The organism is Paraburkholderia phytofirmans PsJN, from assembly GCF_000020125.1.
GTDB classification, from domain to species: domain Bacteria; phylum Pseudomonadota; class Gammaproteobacteria; order Burkholderiales; family Burkholderiaceae; genus Paraburkholderia; species Paraburkholderia phytofirmans.
The window spans coordinates 1,328,852-1,350,535 of sequence record NC_010681.1 but is presented as its reverse complement, the minus strand read 5'-3'; the positions used below and the strand labels follow the sequence as shown (position 1 = coordinate 1,350,535).

General features: G+C 58.4%; 18 protein-coding genes and 1 pseudogene. 7 read left to right on the top strand and 12 right to left on the bottom strand.

The annotated features are described in order from the left end of the window. Positions 1-181: 181 nt before the first annotated feature. The 4 genes from parC to BPHYT_RS05920 all read right to left on the bottom strand — a co-directional run bounded on the left by parC (position 182) and on the right by BPHYT_RS05920 (position 7,457). Positions 182-2,506, bottom strand: coding sequence for a DNA topoisomerase IV subunit A (parC, locus tag BPHYT_RS05935; RefSeq protein WP_012432242.1), 2,325 nt, complete (start codon positions 2,504-2,506; stop codon positions 182-184). Between the two features lie 80 nt (positions 2,507-2,586). Continuing rightward, on the bottom strand, positions 2,587-4,572 hold the full coding sequence (locus tag BPHYT_RS05930; protein ID WP_012432241.1) for a DNA topoisomerase IV subunit B: 1,986 nt from the start codon (positions 4,570-4,572) through the stop codon (positions 2,587-2,589). Between the two features lie 356 nt (positions 4,573-4,928). After that, entirely contained in the window at positions 4,929-6,875 is a 1,947-nt protein-coding gene (locus BPHYT_RS05925; RefSeq protein WP_012432240.1) for an ATP-binding cassette domain-containing protein, read from the bottom strand. Positions 6,876-7,055: 180 nt separating this feature from the next. After that, positions 7,056-7,457 carry a DUF4399 domain-containing protein gene (locus tag BPHYT_RS05920; protein WP_012432239.1) on the bottom strand — a complete coding sequence of 134 codons (402 nt, stop codon included), beginning with the start codon at positions 7,455-7,457 and terminating at the stop codon, positions 7,056-7,058. A 325-nt stretch (positions 7,458-7,782) separates the two neighbouring features. Between BPHYT_RS05920 and BPHYT_RS05915 the strand changes: the two genes are divergently transcribed. The 3 genes from BPHYT_RS05915 (at position 7,783) to BPHYT_RS05900 (ending at position 10,033) form a co-directional block, all read left to right on the top strand. Continuing rightward, complete coding sequence (locus BPHYT_RS05915) at positions 7,783-7,974, top strand: rubredoxin (protein WP_007175738.1); 192 nt, start codon at positions 7,783-7,785, stop codon at positions 7,972-7,974. Positions 7,975-8,420: 446 nt separating this feature from the next. After that, positions 8,421-8,843, top strand: coding sequence for a hypothetical protein (locus BPHYT_RS05910; RefSeq protein ID WP_012432238.1), 423 nt, complete (start codon positions 8,421-8,423; stop codon positions 8,841-8,843). An 803-nt stretch (positions 8,844-9,646) separates the two neighbouring features. Further along, positions 9,647-10,033 carry a hypothetical protein gene (locus tag BPHYT_RS05900; protein WP_012432236.1) on the top strand — a complete coding sequence of 129 codons (387 nt, stop codon included), beginning with the start codon at positions 9,647-9,649 and terminating at the stop codon, positions 10,031-10,033. 887 nt (positions 10,034-10,920) lie between these two features. Here the strand turns inward: BPHYT_RS05900 and BPHYT_RS05895 are convergent. Continuing rightward, on the bottom strand, positions 10,921-11,754 hold the full coding sequence (locus BPHYT_RS05895; protein WP_041758327.1) for a hypothetical protein: 834 nt from the start codon (positions 11,752-11,754) through the stop codon (positions 10,921-10,923). A 953-nt stretch (positions 11,755-12,707) separates the two neighbouring features. On the opposite strand from BPHYT_RS05895, the gene BPHYT_RS05890 reads away from it, so the two are divergent. After that, the gene (locus BPHYT_RS05890; protein ID WP_012432234.1) at positions 12,708-13,067 is read left to right on the top strand and encodes a hypothetical protein; all 360 of its coding nucleotides are present in this window, start codon (positions 12,708-12,710) and stop codon (positions 13,065-13,067) included. A 167-nt stretch (positions 13,068-13,234) separates the two neighbouring features. Then, positions 13,235-13,708 carry a hypothetical protein gene (locus BPHYT_RS38105; protein WP_012432233.1) on the top strand — a complete coding sequence of 158 codons (474 nt, stop codon included), beginning with the start codon at positions 13,235-13,237 and terminating at the stop codon, positions 13,706-13,708. A 262-nt stretch (positions 13,709-13,970) separates the two neighbouring features. On the opposite strand, the gene BPHYT_RS38100 is transcribed toward BPHYT_RS38105, so the two are convergent. From BPHYT_RS38100 to BPHYT_RS05870, 3 genes and pseudogenes are all read right to left on the bottom strand, one after another. Continuing rightward, a complete protein-coding gene (locus BPHYT_RS38100) occupies positions 13,971-14,258 on the bottom strand; it encodes a hypothetical protein (protein ID WP_012432232.1) in 288 nt (95 codons plus the stop codon). A gap of 1,111 nt (positions 14,259-15,369) precedes the next feature. Beyond that, entirely contained in the window at positions 15,370-16,416 is a 1,047-nt protein-coding gene (locus BPHYT_RS05875; protein WP_167315744.1) for an acyltransferase family protein, read from the bottom strand. Between the two features lie 263 nt (positions 16,417-16,679). Beyond that, positions 16,680-16,898, bottom strand: a pseudogene (locus BPHYT_RS05870) (DNA adenine methylase); the annotation flags it as partial. 219 nt (positions 16,899-17,117) lie between these two features. On the opposite strand from BPHYT_RS05870, the gene istA reads away from it, so the two are divergent. Together istA and istB are read left to right on the top strand one after the other, a co-directional pair. Further along, positions 17,118-18,644, top strand: a complete 1,527-nt coding sequence (gene istA, locus BPHYT_RS05865; RefSeq protein WP_012428256.1) for an IS21 family transposase — start codon at positions 17,118-17,120, stop codon at positions 18,642-18,644. Positions 18,645-18,646: 2 nt separating this feature from the next. Then, positions 18,647-19,435, top strand: a complete 789-nt coding sequence (gene istB, locus BPHYT_RS05860) for an IS21-like element helper ATPase IstB (RefSeq protein ID WP_012428257.1) — start codon at positions 18,647-18,649, stop codon at positions 19,433-19,435. On the opposite strand, the gene BPHYT_RS05855 is transcribed toward istB, so the two are convergent. From BPHYT_RS05855 to BPHYT_RS05840, 4 genes are all read right to left on the bottom strand, one after another. After that, complete coding sequence (locus BPHYT_RS05855; protein ID WP_041758322.1) at positions 19,360-20,094, bottom strand: DNA adenine methylase; 735 nt, start codon at positions 20,092-20,094, stop codon at positions 19,360-19,362. The genes istB and BPHYT_RS05855 overlap by 76 nt on opposite strands. A gap of 511 nt (positions 20,095-20,605) precedes the next feature. After that, positions 20,606-20,821: a hypothetical protein gene (locus BPHYT_RS05850; RefSeq protein ID WP_148225070.1), complete on the bottom strand. Its 216-nt coding sequence runs from the start codon at positions 20,819-20,821 to the stop codon at positions 20,606-20,608. Positions 20,822-20,876: 55 nt separating this feature from the next. Continuing rightward, positions 20,877-21,299, bottom strand: a complete 423-nt coding sequence (locus BPHYT_RS05845; RefSeq protein WP_012432228.1) for a hypothetical protein — start codon at positions 21,297-21,299, stop codon at positions 20,877-20,879. Further along, on the bottom strand, positions 21,296-21,637 hold the full coding sequence (locus BPHYT_RS05840; RefSeq protein WP_012432227.1) for a phage holin family protein: 342 nt from the start codon (positions 21,635-21,637) through the stop codon (positions 21,296-21,298). Before BPHYT_RS05840 ends, BPHYT_RS05845 begins: the two co-directional genes overlap by 4 nt. Positions 21,638-21,684: the final 47 nt, after the last annotated feature.

Here is a 21,684-nt window from a genome sequence, read left to right as displayed (position 1 = left end):
AGTTCCATGACACCCGTGGCTTTCGCGCCGTTTTTGTAGTTGTTATCGCAGCGTGTCCATCGTAATGGCCATGCTGCTCCCCGGTTTTGTACTCTCACTACGCACGAACCGCGCACGAACCGTGCAAAACAAGCGTCTCATATGCTAGCAGACGCTTGCCACGCTCCAACGTCAAGCTTCGTTAAGCGGCCAGCACCGGACGCATGCCTTCGAGCTTCATCTTGCTCTCAGGCGCGCGGCCCTTGCGCGCGCGCTTGCCGATATGCGGCGCGAGCGCCGCGCCACTCACCTTCTCTTCATCGACACGGCCGCCGCGGCGCGTGCCGATCAACACGACACCCGCGTTGTTGATGGAGAGCGCCTGTACGAGAGTTTCCTTGTCGTCGAGCGCCATCAGCGTGACACCGCGGCCGCCGCCCGAGAGCGTCTTCATCTCGTCGATTCCGAACACCAGCAAACGTCCGCCGGAGGAAAGACACGCAATGTGCGTCGCGTCCGGCAGCATCGGCATCGGCTTGAGCGGCGCGGCGCCGGCATCGATCGTCATGAACGACTTGCCGGCCTTCACGCGGCTCACCATGTCGCCGACCTTCGCAACGAACCCAAAGCCGTTGCTCGAAGCAAGCAGCAAGGCCTGCTCCGCGGACGCCGCGTAGTAATGCAGCAGATGGCTGCCCGACTCCAGTTCGATCAGCGACGTGACCGGCACGCCGTCACCGCGGCCGCCCGGCAGCATCGCCACTGCGACCGAATAGACACGGCCGTTGCTGCCCCACGCGACCAGCGTGTCCGGCGTGCGGCACTGGAACGCCGCATAGAGCCCATCGCCGGCCTTGAACGTGAAACCGGCCACGTCGAGCCCGTGGCCCTTCAGCGCGCGCACCCAACCCTTTTGCGACACGACGACCGTTACCGGTTCGTCGACCACACGCGCTTCGAACGTCGCGCGCTTTTCCTGCTGGATCAGTGTGCGGCGTTCGTCGCCGTACTGCTTGGCGTCGCCTTCGATTTCCTTGATGAGCAGACGCTTCATCGCCGATTCGCTGCCGAGCAGTTCTTCCAGCTTGGCCTTCTCGTCTCTGAGTTCGGCCAGTTCCTTCTCGATTTTGATCTTCTCGAGCCGCGCTAACTGACGCAGCCGGATTTCAAGAATGTCTTCGGCCTGACGGTCGGACAAGCCGAACGCGGCCATCAACGCGACCTTCGGTTCGTCCGATTCGCGAATGATGCGGATGACCTCGTCGATATTTAAAAAGACGATCATCCGGCCTTCGAGGATGTGAATCCGGTCGTCGACCTTGCTCAGACGATGGCGCGTGCGGCGCGTCACCGTGGCGAAGCGGAACGCGATCCACTCGTGCAGAATTTCGCTCAAGCCCTTCTGACGCGGCCGGCCGTCGCCGCCAACCATGACCATATTGAGCGACGCATTCGATTCGAGGCTCGTATACGCGAGCAGCGTGTTGACGAAATCGGTTTGATCGATACGGCTCGACTTCGGCTCGAACACGAGTCGCACGGGCGCGTCGCGGCCCGATTCGTCGCGCACGGCATCGAGCAACGCCAGCATGGTCTGCTTGGTTTGCAGTTGTTCGGGCGTGAGCGCCTTCTTGCCGAGCTTGATCTTCGGATTGGTCTGCTCTTCGATTTCTTCGAGCACCTTCTGCGCGGCCGTGTTCGGCGGCAATTCGGTGATCACCAGTTGCCACTGACCACGCGCGAGTTCCTCGATCTTCCAGCGCGCCCGCACCTTCAAACTGCCCCGGCCGCTTTCGTACGCGGCGGAAATCTCGGCGTCGCTCGAAATGATCTGCGCGCCGCCCGGAAAATCCGGCCCGGCGATGTGCTGCATCAACTCCGCGTGTTCGATCTTCGGATTGCGAATCATCGCGACCGTCGCGGCCGCGACTTCGCGCAGATTGTGCGACGGAATTTCAGTGGCCAATCCGACCGCAATACCCGATGCGCCGTTCAGCAACACGAACGGCAGGCGCGCGGGCAACAGCCTCGGCTCCTCGGAAGAGCCGTCGTAGTTGGGCATGAAATCGACCGTGCCCTGGTTGATTTCATCGAGCAGCAGCTTCGCGATCGGCGTGAGGCGCGCTTCCGTGTAGCGCATGGCCGCCGCGCCGTCGCCGTCGCGCGAACCGAAGTTGCCCTGACCGTCGATCAGCGGATAGCGCATCGAGAAGTCTTGCGCGAGACGCACCAGCGCGTCATACGCGGACTGGTCGCCGTGCGGGTGATACTTACCGAGCACGTCGCCCACCACGCGCGCCGACTTGACCGGCTTCGCGTTGTCGGACAGACCCATGTCGTTCATCGCGAACAGGATGCGGCGCTGCACCGGCTTCTGGCCGTCGCACACATCCGGCAGCGCGCGGCCCTTGACCACGCTCACCGCATAGTCGAGATACGCGCGTTCCGCGTAATTGCCGAGCGTGAGAAAGTCGCCTTCGGGGGGCGGCGGCTCGGTGAAAAGGTCGAGAGTGTTATCGTCGTCCATCTAGATTCCGTATCCGTGTTTGGCGTGAAGTTTTCGTGCGAAGTCAGAGCGCAGGCAACCGTGCCCACAAAAGCGCTCGCTCAGATATCCGCTTCCACTTCGTTGCCCTTTTCTTCCAGCCAGCTGCGGCGCGACGCCGCTTCGCCCTTGCCCATGAGCATCGTCATGCGCGCGACCGTGGCGTCGTAGTCGAGTGCGCCGAGCGCCACCGGACTCAAGCGCCGCGTGTCGGGGTTCATCGTGGTGTCCCACAACTGTTCCGCGCTCATTTCGCCGAGGCCTTTGAAGCGGCTGATCGACCACTGCGTGTCGCGCACGCCGTCCTTGCGCAGCTTGTCGAGAATCGCTTCGAGTTCGCCTTCGTCCAGTGCGTAGAGCTTCTGCGCCGGCTTCTTGCCGCGCGCGGGCGCGTCGACCCGGAACAGCGGCGGACGCGCCACGCACACGTGTCCGCGTTCGATCAATTGCGGGAAATGCTTGAAGAACAGCGTGAGCAGCAGAACCTGAATGTGCGAGCCGTCGACGTCCGCGTCCGACAGAATGCAGATCTTGCCGTAGCGCAGGTTCGAGAGATCGACCTTGTCGTCCGGGCTGTGCGGATCGACGCCGATCGCCACCGAGATGTCGTGCACCTCATTGTTGGCGAACAGGCGGTCACGCTCGGTTTCCCACGTGTTCAGCACCTTGCCGCGCAGCGGCAGGATGGCCTGATATTCCTTGTCGCGGCCCATCTTCGCGGAGCCGCCCGCCGAATCGCCCTCGACGAGGAACAATTCGTTGCGGCCGATTTCCGTCGATTCGCAATCGGTCAGCTTGCCCGGCAACACCGCGACGCCCGAGCTCTTGCGCTTCTCGACCTTTTGCCCGGCACGCGTGCGCGCCTGCGCCTGCTTGATGACGAGGTCGGCGAGTTTTTTGCCGAGCTCGACGTGCTGATTCAGCCACAATTCCAGCGCCGGCCGCGCGAACGACGACACCAGTTTGACCGCGTCGCGGCTATTCAACCGTTCCTTGATCTGCCCTTGGAATTGCGGATCGAGCACCTTCGCCGACAGCACGAACGAGACGCGCGCGAACACGTCTTCCGCCAAAAGTTTGACGCCCTTCGGCTGCAGGTTATGCAACTCGACGAAGCTCTTCACAGCTTGATATAGACCGTCGCGCAAGCCGGACTCATGCGTGCCGCCCGCGGGCGTCGGAATCAGGTTCACATACGACTCGCGCATGAGCGTGCCTTCCTCGCTCCACGCGACGACCCACGCCGCGCCCTCGCCTTCGGCAAAGGTCTCTTCGCTCGCGCGCGAGTTTTCGGCGTAGCGCTCGCCCTCGAACAGCGGAATCAGCAGATCGCTGCCGTTCATGCCTTCGAGCAGATAACCGCGCAGACCGTCTTCGTATTTCCAGGTTTGCTGTTCGCCGGTTTTCTCGTTGATCAGCGTGACTTCGACGCCCGGCAGCAACACCGCTTTCGAGCGCAGCAGACGTTGCAGTTCGCCTAGCGGCAGGTTCGGCGAATCGAAGTATTTCGGATTGGCCCACGCGGTGACGCGCGTGCCGGATTTCTTGTCGCCCTTCGCGGCGGGCCGCACTTCGAGTTCCTTGGCGACGTCGCCATTGGCGAAACTCAGTTCGGCGATCTTGCCGTCGCGCCACACGGTGACGTCGAGGCGCGTGGACAGCGCGTTGGTGACGGACACGCCGACGCCGTGCAAGCCGCCCGAGAACGTGTACGCGCCGCCGGCGGCTTTATCGAACTTGCCGCCCGCGTGCAGGCGCGTGAACACGATTTCCACGACCGGCACGCCTTCTTCCGGATGCAGGCCGAACGGAATGCCGCGGCCGTCGTCTTCGACGGAGACCGAATGGTCCGCGTGCAGGGTCACGGTGATTTGCCGGCCGTAGCCGCCGAGGGCTTCGTCCGACGCGTTGTCGATGACTTCCTGAATGATGTGCAGCGGATTCTCGGTGCGGGTGTACATCCCGGGCCGTTGCTTGACCGGCTCCAGGCCCTTCAACACCTTGATCGACGCTTCGCTATACGCGGCGTTTGGCTTTTTCGTAGACATGGTTGACTCGGATGCGTCGGTTCATCGTTGTCCACAGGTCCTGTTCACAGGTCTGTGGACAATGCGTTGAGTTTTCAAAAAAAGCGAAACGAAACAACGGGGTTAGGTGGGGTGCCCGCAGTGCGGGCAAGCTGTTTTGTCGCATGGCTTCCCGTCAGCGCGCTCGACGGCGGCTCGAAGCCTGCCCATCAATCGCGCCGCGCGGGGCAACATCGACGCTGATGCGAACGCCGGGGAAGCCTGTTCGCGGGGTATTTTACTGATTTCGACCCGGGCGGCAATTCACGACGCGAAGGATTGGCCGTCCGGATAAGGGACGGCGGTGGCGCAGCCGGTTCCGGCGCCACGCGCACGCCTCATTTGCGCCGGTTTTCCAGTTCGTCCCAGCGTTCCAGTGCGAGCAGCAGTTCTTCGTCGATCGCGGCATAGCGCTCCGTCAAACGCGTGCCTTCCTGCGCATCTTTGGCGAACACCGAGCCGTCTTCGAGTTGCGCGCCAATCGTCTTCTGCTCGGCTTCGAGCGCGGCGATCTTTTCCGGCAGCGCCTCCAGTTCACGCTGCTCCTTGAACGACAGCTTAGCGGCGCGTTGCGTATTGCGGCCCGCCGCACTGTCTTTGGCCGCTGCGTCTTTGCCCGCATCTTTGCCCGCGTCCTTGCCGGCTTCCTTCTGCGCGTCCAGCGCCATTTGCTGCGAACGGTCGCGCTGGATCTGCCAATCGGTAAAGCCGCCGACATACTCGCGCCACTTGCCGCCGCCTTCGGACGCGATCACCGAGGTCGCGACGTTGTCGAGGAACGCGCGATCGTGGCTGACCAGCAGCACCGTGCCGTCGTATTCCGTGAGCAGTTCTTCGAGCAGTTCGAGCGTGGGGATGTCGAGGTCGTTGGTCGGCTCGTCGAGCACCAGCACATTGGCCGGACGTGCGAACAGACGCGCCAGCAGCAGGCGGTTACGCTCGCCGCCGGAGAGCGACTTGACCGGCGAACGCGCGCGTTCCGGCGCGAACAGGAAGTCGCCGAGGTAGCTCATGACGTGCTTCTTCTGGCCATTGACTTCGACCCATTCGCTGCCGGGGCTGATGGTGTCGGCCAGGCTCTTTTCCAGATCGAGCTGCGCGCGCATCTGGTCGAAATACGCGACCTGCAGATTCGTGCCGATGCGCACCGTGCCTTCGTCCGGCGCCAATTCGCCGAGGATCATCTTGAGCAGCGTGGTCTTGCCCGCGCCGTTCGGACCGACAAAGCCGATCTTGTCGCCGCGCATGACCGTGGCCGTGAAGTTGTCGACCACCGTGCGCGCGCCGTAGCGCTTGGTCACGTCGGTCAGTTCGGCGACGATCTTGCCGGACTTTTCACCTTGGCCGACGTCGAGCTTGACGTTGCCCAGCACGTTGCGGCGTTCCGCGCGCTCGTTGCGCATCTCCACGAGCCGCGCGATCCGGCCGACGCTGCGCGTGCGGCGAGCCTCGACGCCTTTGCGGATCCACACTTCTTCCTGCGCGAGCAGTTTGTCGAACTTGGCGGCTTCCACTTGCTCGATTTCGAGCTGCTGCGCCTTGCGCGTCTGATAAGCGCTGAAATTGCCCGGATACGAAAGCAGACGCCCGCGATCCAGTTCGACGATGCGCGTGGCGACGCGATCGAGAAACGCGCGATCGTGGGTAATGAAGAGCAGGCCCGCGCGCAGCGAGACCAGCAGGTCTTCGAGCCAGCGGATGCCGTCGAAATCGAGGTGATTGGTCGGCTCGTCGAGCAGCAGGACGTCGGGCTGTACGACCAGCGCGCGCGCCAGCGCGACGCGCTTTTGCATGCCACCCGACAGCGAGCCCACGCGCGCCTCGCCGTTCAGGCCGATCTGTTGCAGCGTGGTAGCCACGCGCGTGCTCCAGTTCCAGGCGTCCGAATGGTCCAGCGACGATTGCAGCGTGTTCATGCGCGACATCAGCGCGTCGTGCTCCGCGCCCTCCGGCTCGTCGGCGAGCTGGTTGGCGACCGCGTCGTATTCGTCCAGCAGCGCGCGGGCGTGCGTGAGGCCGGCAGCGACCGCCTCGAACACCGTGTCGTCCGTGTCGAACTCCGGCTCCTGCGGCACGTAGACCGAAGTCAGGCCCTGCTGACGCGTGACGAGGCCGTCGTCAGGCTTGCTCAGATCGGCAACGATCTTCAGCAGCGACGACTTGCCCGCGCCGTTGCGGCCGATCAGGCCGACGCGTTCGCCCGCTTCGAGAGAGAAATCCGCGTGATCGAGCAACGCGACGTGACCGAACGCCAGTTGGGCCCCGGTAATGGTGTAAAGCGACATGGAGATTTGGAGAAGACAGCGATGAGTCGGAACTGCCCATTGTACCGGGCGCACGGGCGGGTGCCTGTATGCCGGAAGAGATAGATCGAATGGCCGGCTTGCGGGCCGCGAGCAGGCCCGCCGCGCATGGTGAGCAAGCCAGAGCGCGTTGGCACGCGCCCGGCTGTCTCGTGCGGCGGGTTACTTCACGTGCACGGCGATGGTTTTGCTCATTTCCGGACCGTACGAACGGTGCGCGCCGTCGCCGAATTGCAGCGTCAGCGTGTGGTCGCCGGGCGGCAGCGTCAGATCGGTTTCGGTCTGGCCCTTCCCGAAGTGCAGCGACTTGTCGTTCGCGGGAATGACCTCGCCCTTGGGCACCGGCTTGCCGTCCACCAGCAGATGATGATGGCCCGTGCCTTCGGTCATCGTGCCGGCCGGCGCGATCTTCATGCCGTCGACGCCGAACACCACGTGGACTGGATTGCTGACGGTGGCGCCGTCCGCCGGCTGCACGAACGACACGCTTGCGGCCTGGGCCGCGCTGGATACGGCGAGCATTCCGGCCAATGCCGCACCGACCAACCATTTGTTTTTGAACATCGTTTTTCTCCTTTTTGGGAAACGAGAGTCTGCGCGGGCCATGCCCGCGACGACGGCGCCTCATTGGGCCTGAGGCCGATCGTCGCAGTCGATGCCCGGCGCCCCGGCGCGCCGGTCCAAAGATCAGCTGCGGATCAGAGCATACACGCTGCGTGTGACGCGGTCCGGCAAGTGGGTACGGAGTTTGTCACCGGCGCTTTACGGTGTCGCCGCATCGGCAGTTTTCTGTGGAATTGACAAATTCCGGTAATATTGCGGGTCGCCGCCGTGCCCAAAAAAGGGGCAGACTGAGCGGATTTTGCATCGAACTAGAGAAGAGTGCGTCGTGAGCGAAGTAATTGAAGTGACTGAATATAAGAGCTGGGTCTGCCTGATTTGCGGCTGGATCTACAACGAGGAAGAAGGCCTGCCCGAGGAAGGCATCGCACCGGGCACGCGCTTCGCCGCAATTCCCGAAGACTGGCGCTGCCCGCTGTGCGACGTGGGCAAGGCCGAGTTCGCGGTGGTGGAGTTCTGAGGCGGATTCGGCGGATCGCTGGTGCGCTGCGTTAGTTCGTTGCGCGTATCGGCAGTTTTATGCGGCCCAGCAGGCGTTGACTGCTGGGCCGTTTGCTTTTTGGGGCGGATTTGTCGGGGCGGCTTTGTCGGGGCTATCTGAAGAAATAGCCCCCCCCCTTGTTTGAGCACCAGTCGATCGACTTCCCCCAACGCGCCATGACTGTTCTGCCAGTCAAGGATGCCGGATCGACAACCCGTCCAGCGGCCAACATTTGTCCGGTCGCGCCAGGCAACATCCCGAAGCCTGTGCCTATTCCGCCATCACCCCGCTCTGCGCGGCGCGGCGCACATTGCGCTGCGCATCGTCCCCGTAAAACACACGACTAGGTGACGACGCAGTACGGGTTTCGGCACGGCGCGCGTCCCCATAAAAAATCAAGTCGAAAAACAAACGGGGAGTAACACATGACAACGACACGGAGACACGGCATCGCGCTCGCGATGCTGCTTGCGGCAAGTACTGCGGCGCACGCCGGGGTGGACTGCGATGGCGGGCGCGGCGGCTACCGCTTCCAAACATCGGATGGCTGGTTTCAAAGCGACAAGCTGAAACATTTCGCGGTCTCCGCACCTTTCGGCGCGCTCGGTGCTTACCTGACGCGCGACACCGAGCACCCGGTCATTTACGGCACACTCATCGGCACGATACCTGGCTTGATCAAGGAAGGCATCGATGGCACCTGCCGTAGCAGCGGCTTTTCCTATAAGGACCTGGCCGCGGATATAGCGGGTGCGTTGTCGGGGGCATTGCTGACTCACTGGGCTATCAGTCTCAGTCGCGATACGCGGGGGCATACTGTCGCGATCTCGTATCGGGGTCGCTTTTGAGGGGGATGGGTTCGTGATCGGTGCGTGGTCAGGATCTGGAAGTGACTTGAGTACGCGGATCAGCGATCCGTGACGTGCTGCTGGCTTTCTTTCCGTCTTGTCCAAATCTGACGACGCGCAGCGTCGTCAGATTTGCTGCTTCGTTAGTTTCGGATACATCGTGCGGGCGCTGCGGATTGTCGTCTGCATCGATTTGATGGCGACGTGTAGAGCGGACTCGGTGGGGCCTCGCGGCACTTTTATCGTGAGTGGGCCGACGTCGATGGCGGTACCGTCAACGGCGGCCCGATCGCTGTCGATTTCGACCTCCCTCATCGGCGTCCGGGCCTTTGCGGCATCTCTGGTTTTAATCGCTTTTTGTTATACTCTGCGCTCGCTCGCATACTCGGGCACGGCAGAGACTGCTGTAAACTGGGTCCACGGGCTGTCGCGGCGCTTCTTTTAGGAAGAAGCAGAAAGGCCGGAAACGCCCACGGGTCAGACTGAAGTTGATAGCAGCGAATACTCAGTCGTCCCATCGCAAATATCCATCTCCCTGTAGTTCAGGGGATGGAATGACAGGTGCAACGCCTGTCAGATATAGGTTTCTGCCCATTGCTGTAGCAAATCTGTAGCAAACAAGATTTCCCTTAGGGCATCATCTAATTAGGCTGCAGCCGCGTCTCGCGCCCTCATCCGGCAACATCGGCTAGAAGCGGAACTTCATAAATGCCCGCTTTGCAGCAGGTTGATTGATAATAGGAGGCATGCACCGTGCCGAACCGGTGACCTAGATTAGCAATCATCCATCTTCGACCGCTCCAATGATCGACGAAACCATCAATGAGATCGACGATCTCGATACCCCATCACTGCTAGCCGTTTCAGAAGGGCTAACTTTTCGATATGAGGTCTTGCTCGCAAACCTTACGAGCAAGATTAATGCGGCACTCTACATTCTGACCGCCTTGACCTGCGGCGCGTTCGGCTCAGTATTTCTGTATTTTGTTCGTTCGGAATCGAAGTTCAACGCAGCAGCGTGGCCATTTATTCCCTCTCTACTTGTAATTCTCGCCTTCGCAATTGCCGCTACGTTTCGGTATCTTCTGGATCTGAAGGCTGCGTCTCGCGAGGCGCGCGTCGCACTCGATCTTCAGCTCCGTGCCCAACGGCGATTCGAGGCTGATTGGTTGGAAGAGGACATAAAATGAACGCGCGCCTCCTGGCTGGGTTCAAAACGCTCGTCGCTACGACCAAAGAGGGCTCCCGTACACTGAGTGAGTTGATTCGCGCATCGGCGAAGGCGTCAGCACAGTCGACATCGACGTTAATGGGAGTTGTTGGTGGCTTCGTAGGCATGGCTGTCGCGTACAGCTTGACCTTTGCAGCACCGATTTCGCTGCCAATAGTCGGACCAATCTGTTCGGGTTTGGGTATCGTATTAGCCATCCTTGTTCATCGTGGCAAATCACGGATAGTTTTCGAGAGGAAGCTAGAACAGAACCGAATTGCTGCGGAGGAGATCATGGGGCGGATAAAATCTCTGCCACGGAATGCGCCGCAACACGTGCGCGATGAGCTTTGGGATACGTACAAGGCGCTCAATTCCATGACCACAATCGCAAAAACGGCCGCACTTGTACTACCGCCTCCAACCGCACCGTTGACAATATCTGGTTCGTCCGCCCCGACGAAACCGATACCCGCGTCTCGTGGAACGCCGGAGGTCTGACCGATCAATCCGTGGCGAATGTCTGCTCTACGTGTTCCAGTGAGGATCGCGTAGGTCTGCTTCGGGTTCGCGTGCTGTCAATCGCGCCTTCGTGAGATTCGCGGTGAATGCAATTTCCATAAGTCGATGAACGGCCAGAAGCGGACAACGGAAAAAACGAGAAGCAGTCATTCAACGAATGAAATTAAGCGGCGGCGAAGTCGTCCGCCTTGAATGATGGGTTAGGCACTTTGAACCGCAGGATCTCCGCGACGTTGAATTGCAACTATAACGTTCTCAAGTTCGGTTGTTTTCATTGAATATCGCCCTGAAAACCCAAACATTGGGCTTAAGCAGCCCCTTTGGTGGGGGCGCTTGAAGGGCTTGTTAGGCAATATGCGCATCACTGCCATCGTTGTACTGAATGTGAAAAATCTTATATTCTTTTTCTTTACTATCGTAAAAAACTTTAACTCGGTGGGCTCCTATGGTGCGGCACTTTTCATCAGATCTTATAAAGTTTATTGCACTGGAATATCCAGTTTTAAAATACTCAATGCTTGTCGACTCTTTTTCAACGGCTTCGCTAGATCTGTCAATTACAAAATAAATCTGTATGGTGCTGCCTTTGAATTCAATTTGCTGGACCAGATCTACTGGAATGCCTTTTCTTTTAAGCTTTGGGATATAAGATAAAATTTTCTCCAATGCGGGTCTCACATGGGATTTGTATTGAATGTCCCACTCAGGAGATAAAATCAAGCAGACTGCACTCGCAATTAGTCCTATCTCTAAATCCGTAAACCCCTTTTTAATCCACCTGCCAATCATTAAATCAGGTTCGCCACTAAGTAGCTCGCCGATAAATGCTTGATCGTTATAATGCGGATAAGGAAGGAATATGTTAAACAGGGGCTGTTCTAGGTTGCCTGTCATGTTTTTTATGACGGAAAAGCTAAATCCCTTTAGGTCTGGATTTGCGCTTCCTTTTCTTATGTGTACATCGGCGATAACCACCCATTCGGTGCCATGCGGAACAATTCGGAAGTTTTCTAAAAAACCGCTAGTTTCTGCTCCCATGTCATGCCTCGTACTAAGGGGCATGCGGTTAGGAATTTGCTCTAGCAAATCCTCGAAGAAATCTTTTGAATAGTTTTCACCATGATTGTCCGGTCCAGTACCCGCAATAATTTGATTTTTAATTATTTCGAATTCTTCCATTTTATTTCAATTTCCTAACGCAATGTAGACGGCGCCAGCCTGCAGGCCATATCTCGCGCTTGTGGTCTAAAAAGCGCTGCAAGGGGCTTGTAGCCTAACTCCGCGGCATGCATGCTGAGAAGATCAAATTACTAAATTCAGCCATAAAGCCAGCGGCCCCTTTTTGCTGCGCGCCACACGGTTTATAGACCAGGTCAGTGAGCGAATTTTTTACCAATGCAATATTCTACGCACTGAGGGGGCACATGTGTATTGGATGTGGAGGTTCGTTGGATGACGACTCTGCGGCGCTCATCTGATTGGCTGGTCAGGGTCGACAAGGGAAGTTCGTGTTGAGTTCGGGCTGGTAGCAGACGGGCGCCAGTCGAACTTCCGGGTTCGGCCTAACGGCCACTCGGCTTGTACGACCTGTAGACGTCAATGTGTCGCGGAAACCCAGCAAGCGGCCGTTAATCATGGAACGTTCGGGTGCAGTCCCAATATCCATCGATAGGTCGAACACCTCAATCGCTTCTGCCAACAACCCTCAACTTCCGAGCAGCTCAAAAATCAGCGAATACGGCATCCCGACCTCGACGCGCTAGAAAGTGCGCTACCGAACAGATCGCACCCTTTCGCGCAGCATATGCATGGTCGCTCGCCTACCATGCAATCATGACTACGCTTATGCTTCGATAGAGCTGTAGGCCCACTGAAAAATAGGTGCGGACGAGCGATCGGGAGAAAATCCGGAAGCTTATGACCAGCGGCGAAGTATCGCCGAGGAGTTAGAAAAGCTGGACGACATTGAAAATGGAAAGCCCGACGTATTGCACATGTCGACTGCTGCCAACACCGAGCCGCTGCGTTGCGATTCTCCACCACGCAGTGTCTGCGGTCGAGATTGAGATCGACGGGCATCAAAATACGGTAGGTGTCAGCGTTCGCACTTTCTTTCAACCAAGGAGACTCAGATGCACCCTCTGGCAAACAAGAATAAGTACGTTGGTTTCCTTTTCATGAAGTTGTCCAAGGAGTATTTCGCACTGGGAAAAGAAGGGATTCTGAAGATAACAACTCCGCACGTGAAGACTTTAACCAAATATTCCCCTCATCTGTCTCACATTTTGTGTACCGGTATGGATGCGAGGTACGATCAAGTCACGATGATGGAAGCTGACACACTCGAAGAAATCTACGATGCCGCAATGGATTTTAAATTGGGGCCAAAGGCGCAGTACATAGAAATTGTCGATGTTCTCGTCGGTATAAAAGCGCCCCCACGAAGCGAGGCTGGCCCCTCAAAGTTAAGGACGCCAAAGGAAAATAAATAGAGGCGCATGTTTGCCATCGGTTTAGACAAAAACCGTCTGCACGCCAACTCGTCCACAGCCGCAGAGGTGTCTATTTTAGTGCCTGCGCGAAGCAAACGTTCGGGCGGACAGTGGCGAAGTTCGATGAATGTCGCGCTCACATACCCCGGTATCCGGTTGCGCGTGGCATGATCATAATGATCATGCCTACCTCTTGGCGCGGCGCTGGCATTGTCCAGCTATCTACGCTCAAAGATGTTGCGCCGATTTCCGTGCCAAAATCACTAATGGTCTGCTGGCAACTTGAGGGGACCTCCATGAAATCTGCAAAAGCGTTGTTTCTATGTTTCTCGGTCGCTTCGAGTGAGCCATCCATCGCTTTTTCCCAGACTCCGGGCGTGATTACTGCGTCCGCTGCAAGCGCTGGCTCGCTGCTTCTCGCGCAAGCCGCTGGGGCGGGTGCCGATTACAACAAAGCCGAACGAGAGAAGGTTGGGCAAGACGAACAAAAGCAGCAGCAACAACGAGCATGCATGAAAGCCTGCGACAGTGTGGGGCGAAGTAACGGCAACGTCTGCACTGGCTATCCGCTACAAGCTCAGGGTACGTGCCAACTAGGCGTGCAAAAACAGACCGCGGCATGTTACCAAACCTGTAAATAGCCCGGAACGCGCCGGCCCTAAGCGACGCGTTGAAAGCCGTGAACTCTCCGTGCGCTCGCCCAGCAAAAGGGCTCTGTCTTAAATGCCGGGACTCCGCGTGTCAATTTGTTGACTCAATTTAAGCGGCACTAGACGTCGCTGATTCGGCAAATGGGAGACCTGAACGGCCGCTTCCTCGCCCTCGAACGGTACCGTATGAGACGGACCTCAATGACCGGCTCCGATTAGATCTAGCGCACGCACAAGCGTCGCTGAGACCCCTTCAATTCACGCACTCAATTTCGTATACGGTCCAACCACACTGTCCGCCAGCGACATTGGACTTTGGAGTTAGATAATATTCCCCCACCTGCTTCCCATTCGTTGTGTACTTAGTGCAGAATCCAGCCGCCACGTCTTGAACAACGGTGCCGCATGGATATTCCATTCCCGACCATGCCGGCCTATTGCCACCGTTTCCAACCAATATCTGACCTGTCTTTGCGAATGCGCTGTCGACCAGAAGCAAGGTAGTTAGAGCTGCCAGTGCCGTGAGGCGCAATGCTTTCATGTTCTTCTCCTGGTTAGCTTGGGGGAATGGTGAGAATTACGTCTTTTGCGTAGGCTACTGCGTGAAAGTGGTAACTAAGGAGCGCAACGCTACTTCTGGTTACGGGAGCCCTTGATTCGCGGTAAAAGCGCAGCAACTCGTCAACAGCCTTGTACCGCACTCACGACAGTCTCATACGTTCCCACTTGCCCATTGTTGCTCTGCGTGAAATTGAAGGTCCCGCCGGGCGGAGTTGGTTGAGTTAGCATGCCCCCTGGCAATAAGGGAGCGTTGTCTTTCATGGCTACAAGCACCATTCGTACACACACGCCGCAATTGTTCGTAAATGTGTAACGGACGTGCTGCTGATCAAGGACGGCATGTGTTCTGGTGATGCACGAAGTGGATGGTGATTGCGCGTAGACTATTGGATGCCACGCCAAGAAAAGCGGTAGCGATATCCTTAGAGTTCGGAGCAATGGGTAGATCATCTCGCCTCCTCATCGCGTAGAAATTTCCTTCAAAAATGTCCGTCCGTAGACGGAGTCCGAACACTACAATCGGTCGAAATGATACTAGCCTCAAGCAAATCGTAATGTTCGATACCGCACATCCAGATTGCGTTTCAATATGTGCACCAATACATGATGAAATGCAGCAGACGGCACATTAGCATCCGCTCGTCTCGATCAACCTTATTACTTGCGTCTTCGTGACCGAACACGCGCTCAGGGCTTGATTGGTCGAGTAGCGCTTGGAGGTTAATTTTCAGCTCAGCCCGCGACGGCACCGACTGCTGGCCCGAACCAATGGCCAAACGGCTTGGAAGAACAGAACTATCCGGTCGTCAAAGGAGGCGAATGACTAGGTTTCGCTGCGTCACCGGCTCGCTATGTCGTCGACAGAACTGAGCAGAACCGGGCGTCGGAGAGACGCCCGGCGCCCGCGATGAGCAGCAAGAATTGGAATGGTGCTAGAACGCGAGCGCGAATGAGCGTTGCGCCCTTGAAAAGGGCCGCAGAGTAGTGTCCAACCGAGCGTCTGAAGTCAGTCGAACTGGGACGTCCAAAGTTGCTTTGCCTCAACTCACATTTTCCACCAAACTGCTAAGTGCTCCGAGTTCGATCATTGGTCAACTCTGGGCGGCAACCGATGCCGGTCCAATTGCCGACCGCTGACGAACTAGCCCACCCAGATATGCGCTCATCGGGCGCTCCACAAACCAGTATGTTGCAACACCCGTAACTACTGATCCCGTAATAGAAAAAACAACATAAGACGCCGCACTCAACGGCGCAGACGATGTGATTCCCAGTGTCTCCCAAAGCGCCCTCGTCATTCCGAACGAGAAAAATTGCATCAAATAGATCGAGTAGGATGCGTCACCGATCAGTCCAAGCAGGCGGCTTCTAAAATGACGAAGTACAACGAGCGATCCGAGCACGATTGCAGCAGCTGGAACGCCCTTGTCGATACCTCGACTCTCAGCGCCTTTGGTGTAAAGCATCAGGACGGCAACGACGAGTAATATCCAGGCAAGCATGCGAGACGGCAGCACGTTCTGCCGACAGGCAACAGCGATCCAGACACCCATGACAAACTCAAGTAGCAGCGTACTCGTGAACGTCAGTGCAACCGGGTTTGCTGGATGAAAGACAAACCCGCTGATCGCCAGAGCAGCAAAAACCATCGACACGAACGTCGCTCGCGTTAGTCGAGCAGCGGGTATAACTACAGCGAAAACCGCATAAAAAAACATTTCATAACTCAAGGTCCAGCCAGGGACAACGATCGGCCAAACGCTGCCGGGATGACCTAGCGAGAAATGGGGGATAAACAAAAGGCTCTTGACCATGCTCGGGACGTCGACAACCGTTGACCGCATCTGATGCGGCGCGATGAGCACCAAGCAGACCGTCAGAAGCGTGACAATCCAATACATTGGAACAATTCTGACGATTCGCTTGAGAATGAAATCGAGTCTCCCTCCCTTGCCGGTTTCACCAAGCAACCCCATGATGAACCCACTAATAACAAAGAATATGTCGACGCCGAAAGCTCCAACTCTCAGTTGTGGAAGCGCATCGCTGAATCTTGCGACGGTGGCCGGCGCATGATAAGCGACCACGAGGAGAGCTGCGAAAGCCCGCAGATACTGAATCTGTTCGATTTTTTTCATGTTCCCGCCGTCGCGCATTGGGCCTGTGCCCTCCATGACCAACGGAGAGGACCACAGGCATGACATCGCATAATCTTTCCCAGCGGTAAACCTTAGTAAAACAAGGCTTAAAAAGACATCGTTTTGACCGAAACCAACCCGCGCGACTAGGTGTGGCGGGCGGCGGCGTCAAACGCAAAATTCAGCACACGAGGGGTCAACGAGCGGAATCCTCATCGCGTGCTTGGGGCGTTTAACGGGCGCCCTTACCGCTGGGTCGTCAGTCAAAATAATCCAGCTGGCTCCGCCGCATCGTCCCAACTGAAAATGATTACCTCAGTCCGGACCGCTTCCCTACCGCCGCCGACGGTGTACTTGGTGTCCACCGTCTCAATATGGAAGCCCTCAAAAGCGCGGCGAATCGCGGGATGATCGTTCAAGCTGACGATCGCTTTGCCTTTCAGAGCACGCAGCCGGGCCGCCATGGCGACGTACTCCTCATAGGTGTGAACTTTCGCCGCTAAGGAGCCAAACCGCTTTCGGCATAAAGGCGCCAGGGACTTTTCGGCGTTTAGGCGCCACAAGTCTTCCGGCGTATAGGCGCCAGTAGATTTTCGCCGTAAAGGCGCCACTGGCGTCTGAGTCGGGCGCTCGAACTTCGCCAACCGCTACTCTGCCGGCACGCATTTGCTCCGGAGGGTGGCTTGAAGAGGAAGTTCGAGATGTACCAATATCGACAGGTTCTGGTGCGAATGCGCCAGGGTGACTCCGACCGGGATATCGACCGGTCGAAGATCATGGGCCGTAAGAAGCTGGCAGCCGTGCGTGAGATCGCAACCGAACGCGGGTGGCTTTCTCCGGGCAACGCTCTGCCGGATGACACGCAGCTCGCTACAGCGTTTAGTCGCAAGGAATTCCTGCCAGCGAGCTGTATCTCGTCAGCCGAACCATGGCGCGAGCAGATTGCACAGTGGCACGACGCGGGCGTGCCCGGCACGACGATTCACGGCGCGCTGGTGCGCAACCACGGCTACGAAGGAAGCTACTCATCCGTATACAGGCTGCTTCAGCAGTTGAAGGCGGAGCTCACGCCGGACGTACCAATGCGGCTGGAGTTCAAACCTGCCGACGCCGCACAGGTTGATTTCGGCGCAGGTCCGACCATCACCGACGCGCATACCGGCGAGATCCACAAGACGTGGTTCTTCGTGATGACGCTGTGCTGGTCACGGCATCAGTACGTTGAATTTGTCCGCGACCAGAGTGTCGACACATGGTTACTGTGTCATCGCCATGCCTTCGAGTGGTTCAACGGCGTGGTCGCACGCGTCATCATCGACAATCCCAAGTGTGCCATCGTCAAGGCCTGTATCTACGAACCCGAAGTCCAGCGGGCCTACGCGCAATGCGCCGAAGGGTATTCGTTCAAGGTCGATCCTTGTCCGCCGAGGGACCCGGCTAAAAAAGGAATTGTCGAATCGGGCGTCAAATACGTGAAGTCGAGCTTCCTTCCTCTTCGCGAATTCCGTGATCTTGACGACGCCAACCGGCAAGCGCAAGCCTGGGTGATGCAGGAGGCCAGTACCCGCACGCATGGCACGACGCGCGAGGTGCCGCTCAAGCGTTTCGAAGATGTCGAACAGGCGCTGTTGCTGCCGCTTCCCGATGTGCAGCCCGAGCTGGCAACCTGGGCGCGCGTGAAGGTCCATCGCGACGCCCATGTGCAATTCCAGCGCGCCTACTATTCCGTGCCGTTCCGGCTTGCCGGTAAGGATCTGTGGCTCAAGGCAACCGCCACCATGGTGCAGCTCTACTACGAGCACGAACTGTCGGCATCGCATGTCCGGCAGACTGCGCCGGGAACGCGTAGCACGGTGGCCGATCACATGCCGCCAGCCGCACAGGCCTGGCAACTGCACGACACCCAATGGTGCCTCAGAGAAGCGCAGCGTATTGGGCCTTCCTGCCACGCGCTTGTTCACGCACTCTTCGGCGATCAGGTTCTCATCAAGCTGCGCGCCGTACAGGGCGTGCTGCGCTTCGCCCAGCAGTTCGGCGCGTCTCGCCTGGAGGCGGCCTGCCGTCGCGCGAATCATTTCGGCACGCCAAGCTACAAAGCCGTCAAGCTGATCCTGCAGAAAGGCCTCGACCAGAGCTGGCTGTCGACCGAACCCGCTGAATCGAGCGCGACCACCTACACCCACGGCGGGCGCTTCTGCCGCGATACCCAGACCCTCCTGATCCATTGAACATGAATCCAATTCCCGAACTCACGTCTTCCCTCAAGCAATTGCGACTGTCCGGCATCCTGGACACGCTCGAAGCGCGCAACCGTGAAGCCATCGACCGTAAGCTCGCCTATACCGACTTCCTGACGTTGCTCATCCAGGACGAGATCGCACGGCGCGATCATCGAAAGCTCGACGCCCGCATGCGCCGCGCGAACTTCCGTGGCCAGAAGACACTGGAAGGTTTCGACTTCGACCGCCTGCCCAATCTCAATCGTGCTGTCGTCCATGATCTGGCGACCTGCCGCTTTATCGATGAGAAGGTCAGCGTGCTGATCGCCGGTCCATGCGGAACGGGCAAGTCGCATCTGGCGCAGGCACTGGGCCATGCCGCCGCCCGGCAAGGTCACGATGTCCTGTTCATGACCCAGACCCGGCTTCTCGGCGCGCTACGCAACGCGCAGGCCGTGGGCTCCTACGAACGGCGCTTCCAGGCGCTTGCCAAGGTGCCGCTGCTCATCATTGACGACTTTGGACTGAAACCCATGCGCACGCCCGAAGATGAAGACTTCCACGATCTGATCGCCGAACGGTACGAACGTACATCGACCGTCCTGACCAGCAATCTTGATTTTACGGAATGGGGGGACGCGTTCGCGACCAACAAGATGCTCGGCGCCGCAACGCTTGATCGCCTGCGACATGCCGCGTACCGCGTCGTGCTCGATGGCGAGAGCTACCGCGTTCCTCGTCCGATGCCCGAGAGCAACAAATCAGCACTTGCGAAAGGAGGTAAAAACAAGGATTCTTGATCCCCGTTCGAGCCCCGAATCAGGCGCCTTTCACTGGCGCCATTACGCCGAAAACACCCGGCTCCTTTACGGCGAAAGGCAACATCATAGGGAAACGGCACACCGTAGCCTTCCGTCTGCCAATACGGTGGATCCAGATAGAACAGCGTATGCGGCCGATCGTACCGGTCGATGCACGTCTTCCAGTCGAGATGTTCGAGGAACGTATTGGAAAGCCGAAGGTGCGCTGCCGACAGCGTCTCTTCGAGCCGCAGCAGGTTCAGACCGGGTGGTGTTGTGGTGGCCGTCCCGAATGACTGACCCTCAACCTTCGCGCCAAAACAGTTGTGCTGCAGGTAATAAAAGCGGGCCGCTCGCTGGATATCGGTGAGGGTTTCCGGGATCGTGTCCTGCAGCCATTTGAAAACCTGCCGGCTAGTCAGCGCCCATTTGAACTGGCGCACGAACTCCTCGAGGTGGTGCTGCACGACCCGATACAGGTTGATCAGGTCCCCGTTGATATCGTTGACGACTTCGACAGTTGCCGGCGGCCGGAGAAAGTACAGTGCCGCTCCGCCCGCGAACACCTCGACATAGCATTCGTGCTTCGGAAAACGCGGGATGAGATGATCGGCCAGCCGACGCTTGCCGCCGGTCCATGGAACGATAGGGTTTGCCATATTTGGAATTGCCTTTTCTTTTTCAGTTAGAATTCGGCCCGCCTACCGGTAGGTGTCAGGGCCTTGGCTAATTCACTGGCTTGAGCAGTGGAAAGGTGGCCGGGGGAAATGCGCGAACATCATCCCGGTCGCCCTGTCTTTTCCCGTGCCGCGTAGCACGGTCAAAGCAACTTTTTATGCGCCGTGCATAGAAAATATTTCTGAACCACGATTTACGTTAGCAATCTTTAAATCGCGGTAATTCATGTTGTTACGCGTACGACAGCTCTCCTAGAATCGCCGCTGCAGTCGGTTTGATCCCCGGATGCTTTGGCTCGTCCATCAGGACGGGCCATTTTTTTTATTGGCCTCTTCCGCCATTCGTTTGTCTCGTCCCGCACTTGCCCTGCTGAACGTTCTGCCACGCCCCTACACTCACTGCGCTCTCGGACCGTTTGAGGGAATGTTGGTGGCGAATTCCATCCCTCAAATGCCTTTAGCCTGCCGGTGGTCCGCCGGCAGGCTTCTTTTTTTATTTCTTCGCGCCAACGCACGCGACCAGCAGCGCCTCGAGCTGTCCCTCCCATTGCTTGCGCTGCAGATGATCGCGCCATACCCTGTCGACAGCCGAACTGTTGGGCGGTGCGAGCAACTCGGCATCGGACAGGAAACCAGGCGCATCCGGCACCGAGTCGATGCACGGCACGGGCACTTCGATTTTTGCCTGTACGGTTTCGGTATGGACCACCGGCGAAATCGGTGCTGGCGGCGATGTGCCGCAACCGGGCACAACTAGAAGCGCGCTACAGAGCGCCGCGCAAACGATCGAATGCCGCATCGCATGTCTCCGACTGGTTGGATGGATCCTGAATCCGTTGGGAAAGTGCGTCGATCTGATGCTGGTATGACTTCGCCTGCGTCGCCGCCTCCGCTTGCGCAGCTGCTGCTGCCGCCCGAACAGCGAATGCTTCGGAGGCCGCCTGCGTGACCGAAGCCGAGCAGGCCTGCACACCCGACGCCGCTGCAACCAGATCCGACTGCGACGTCGCGAGCTGGGAGCGCAGCGTGCCGATCGACTGATCGTCCGCCTGCGCCTTCTGCTGTGCCGTCGCGAAGTCCGAGCGTGCGCTGCGCAATTCGAAAAACTCCACCGTGCATGCGATCGCCAGCACCACGCTGATCAGCCCGACAACGACAAGCGCAATGCGGCCAACAATGTCCGTCATGGTTTTTCTCCCTGAATGCGGCGAAGACCGGCATCGAGCGCCTGATCCAGCACGCGCTTTCCGCCCCAGCTCGCCAGTGTGATCACCAGTGCCGTGAGCGGCGCTGGCCACCCGCGCCACTCGCAAAAAAAGAAAGCGGACAGGCCGGCCACGATCGACGCGGTGATGACACTGCCGATCTCGACCAGCGCGGAGCGAGCCGGTGGGTCGCTCGAGGCGAACCGCTGGAACGTACTCGCCGTCCCGCCGATAAGTGCCAGCAGGATCGCCAGCACAAGCGACGCGCCCTGAATGCCCGCCAGGCCATCAGCGAGTACCGTCTCGGTCTGCCGTACCATCGCGTACGCTGCTGCCGCCCATAGCAGCGCGCACGCTCCCCAACCCC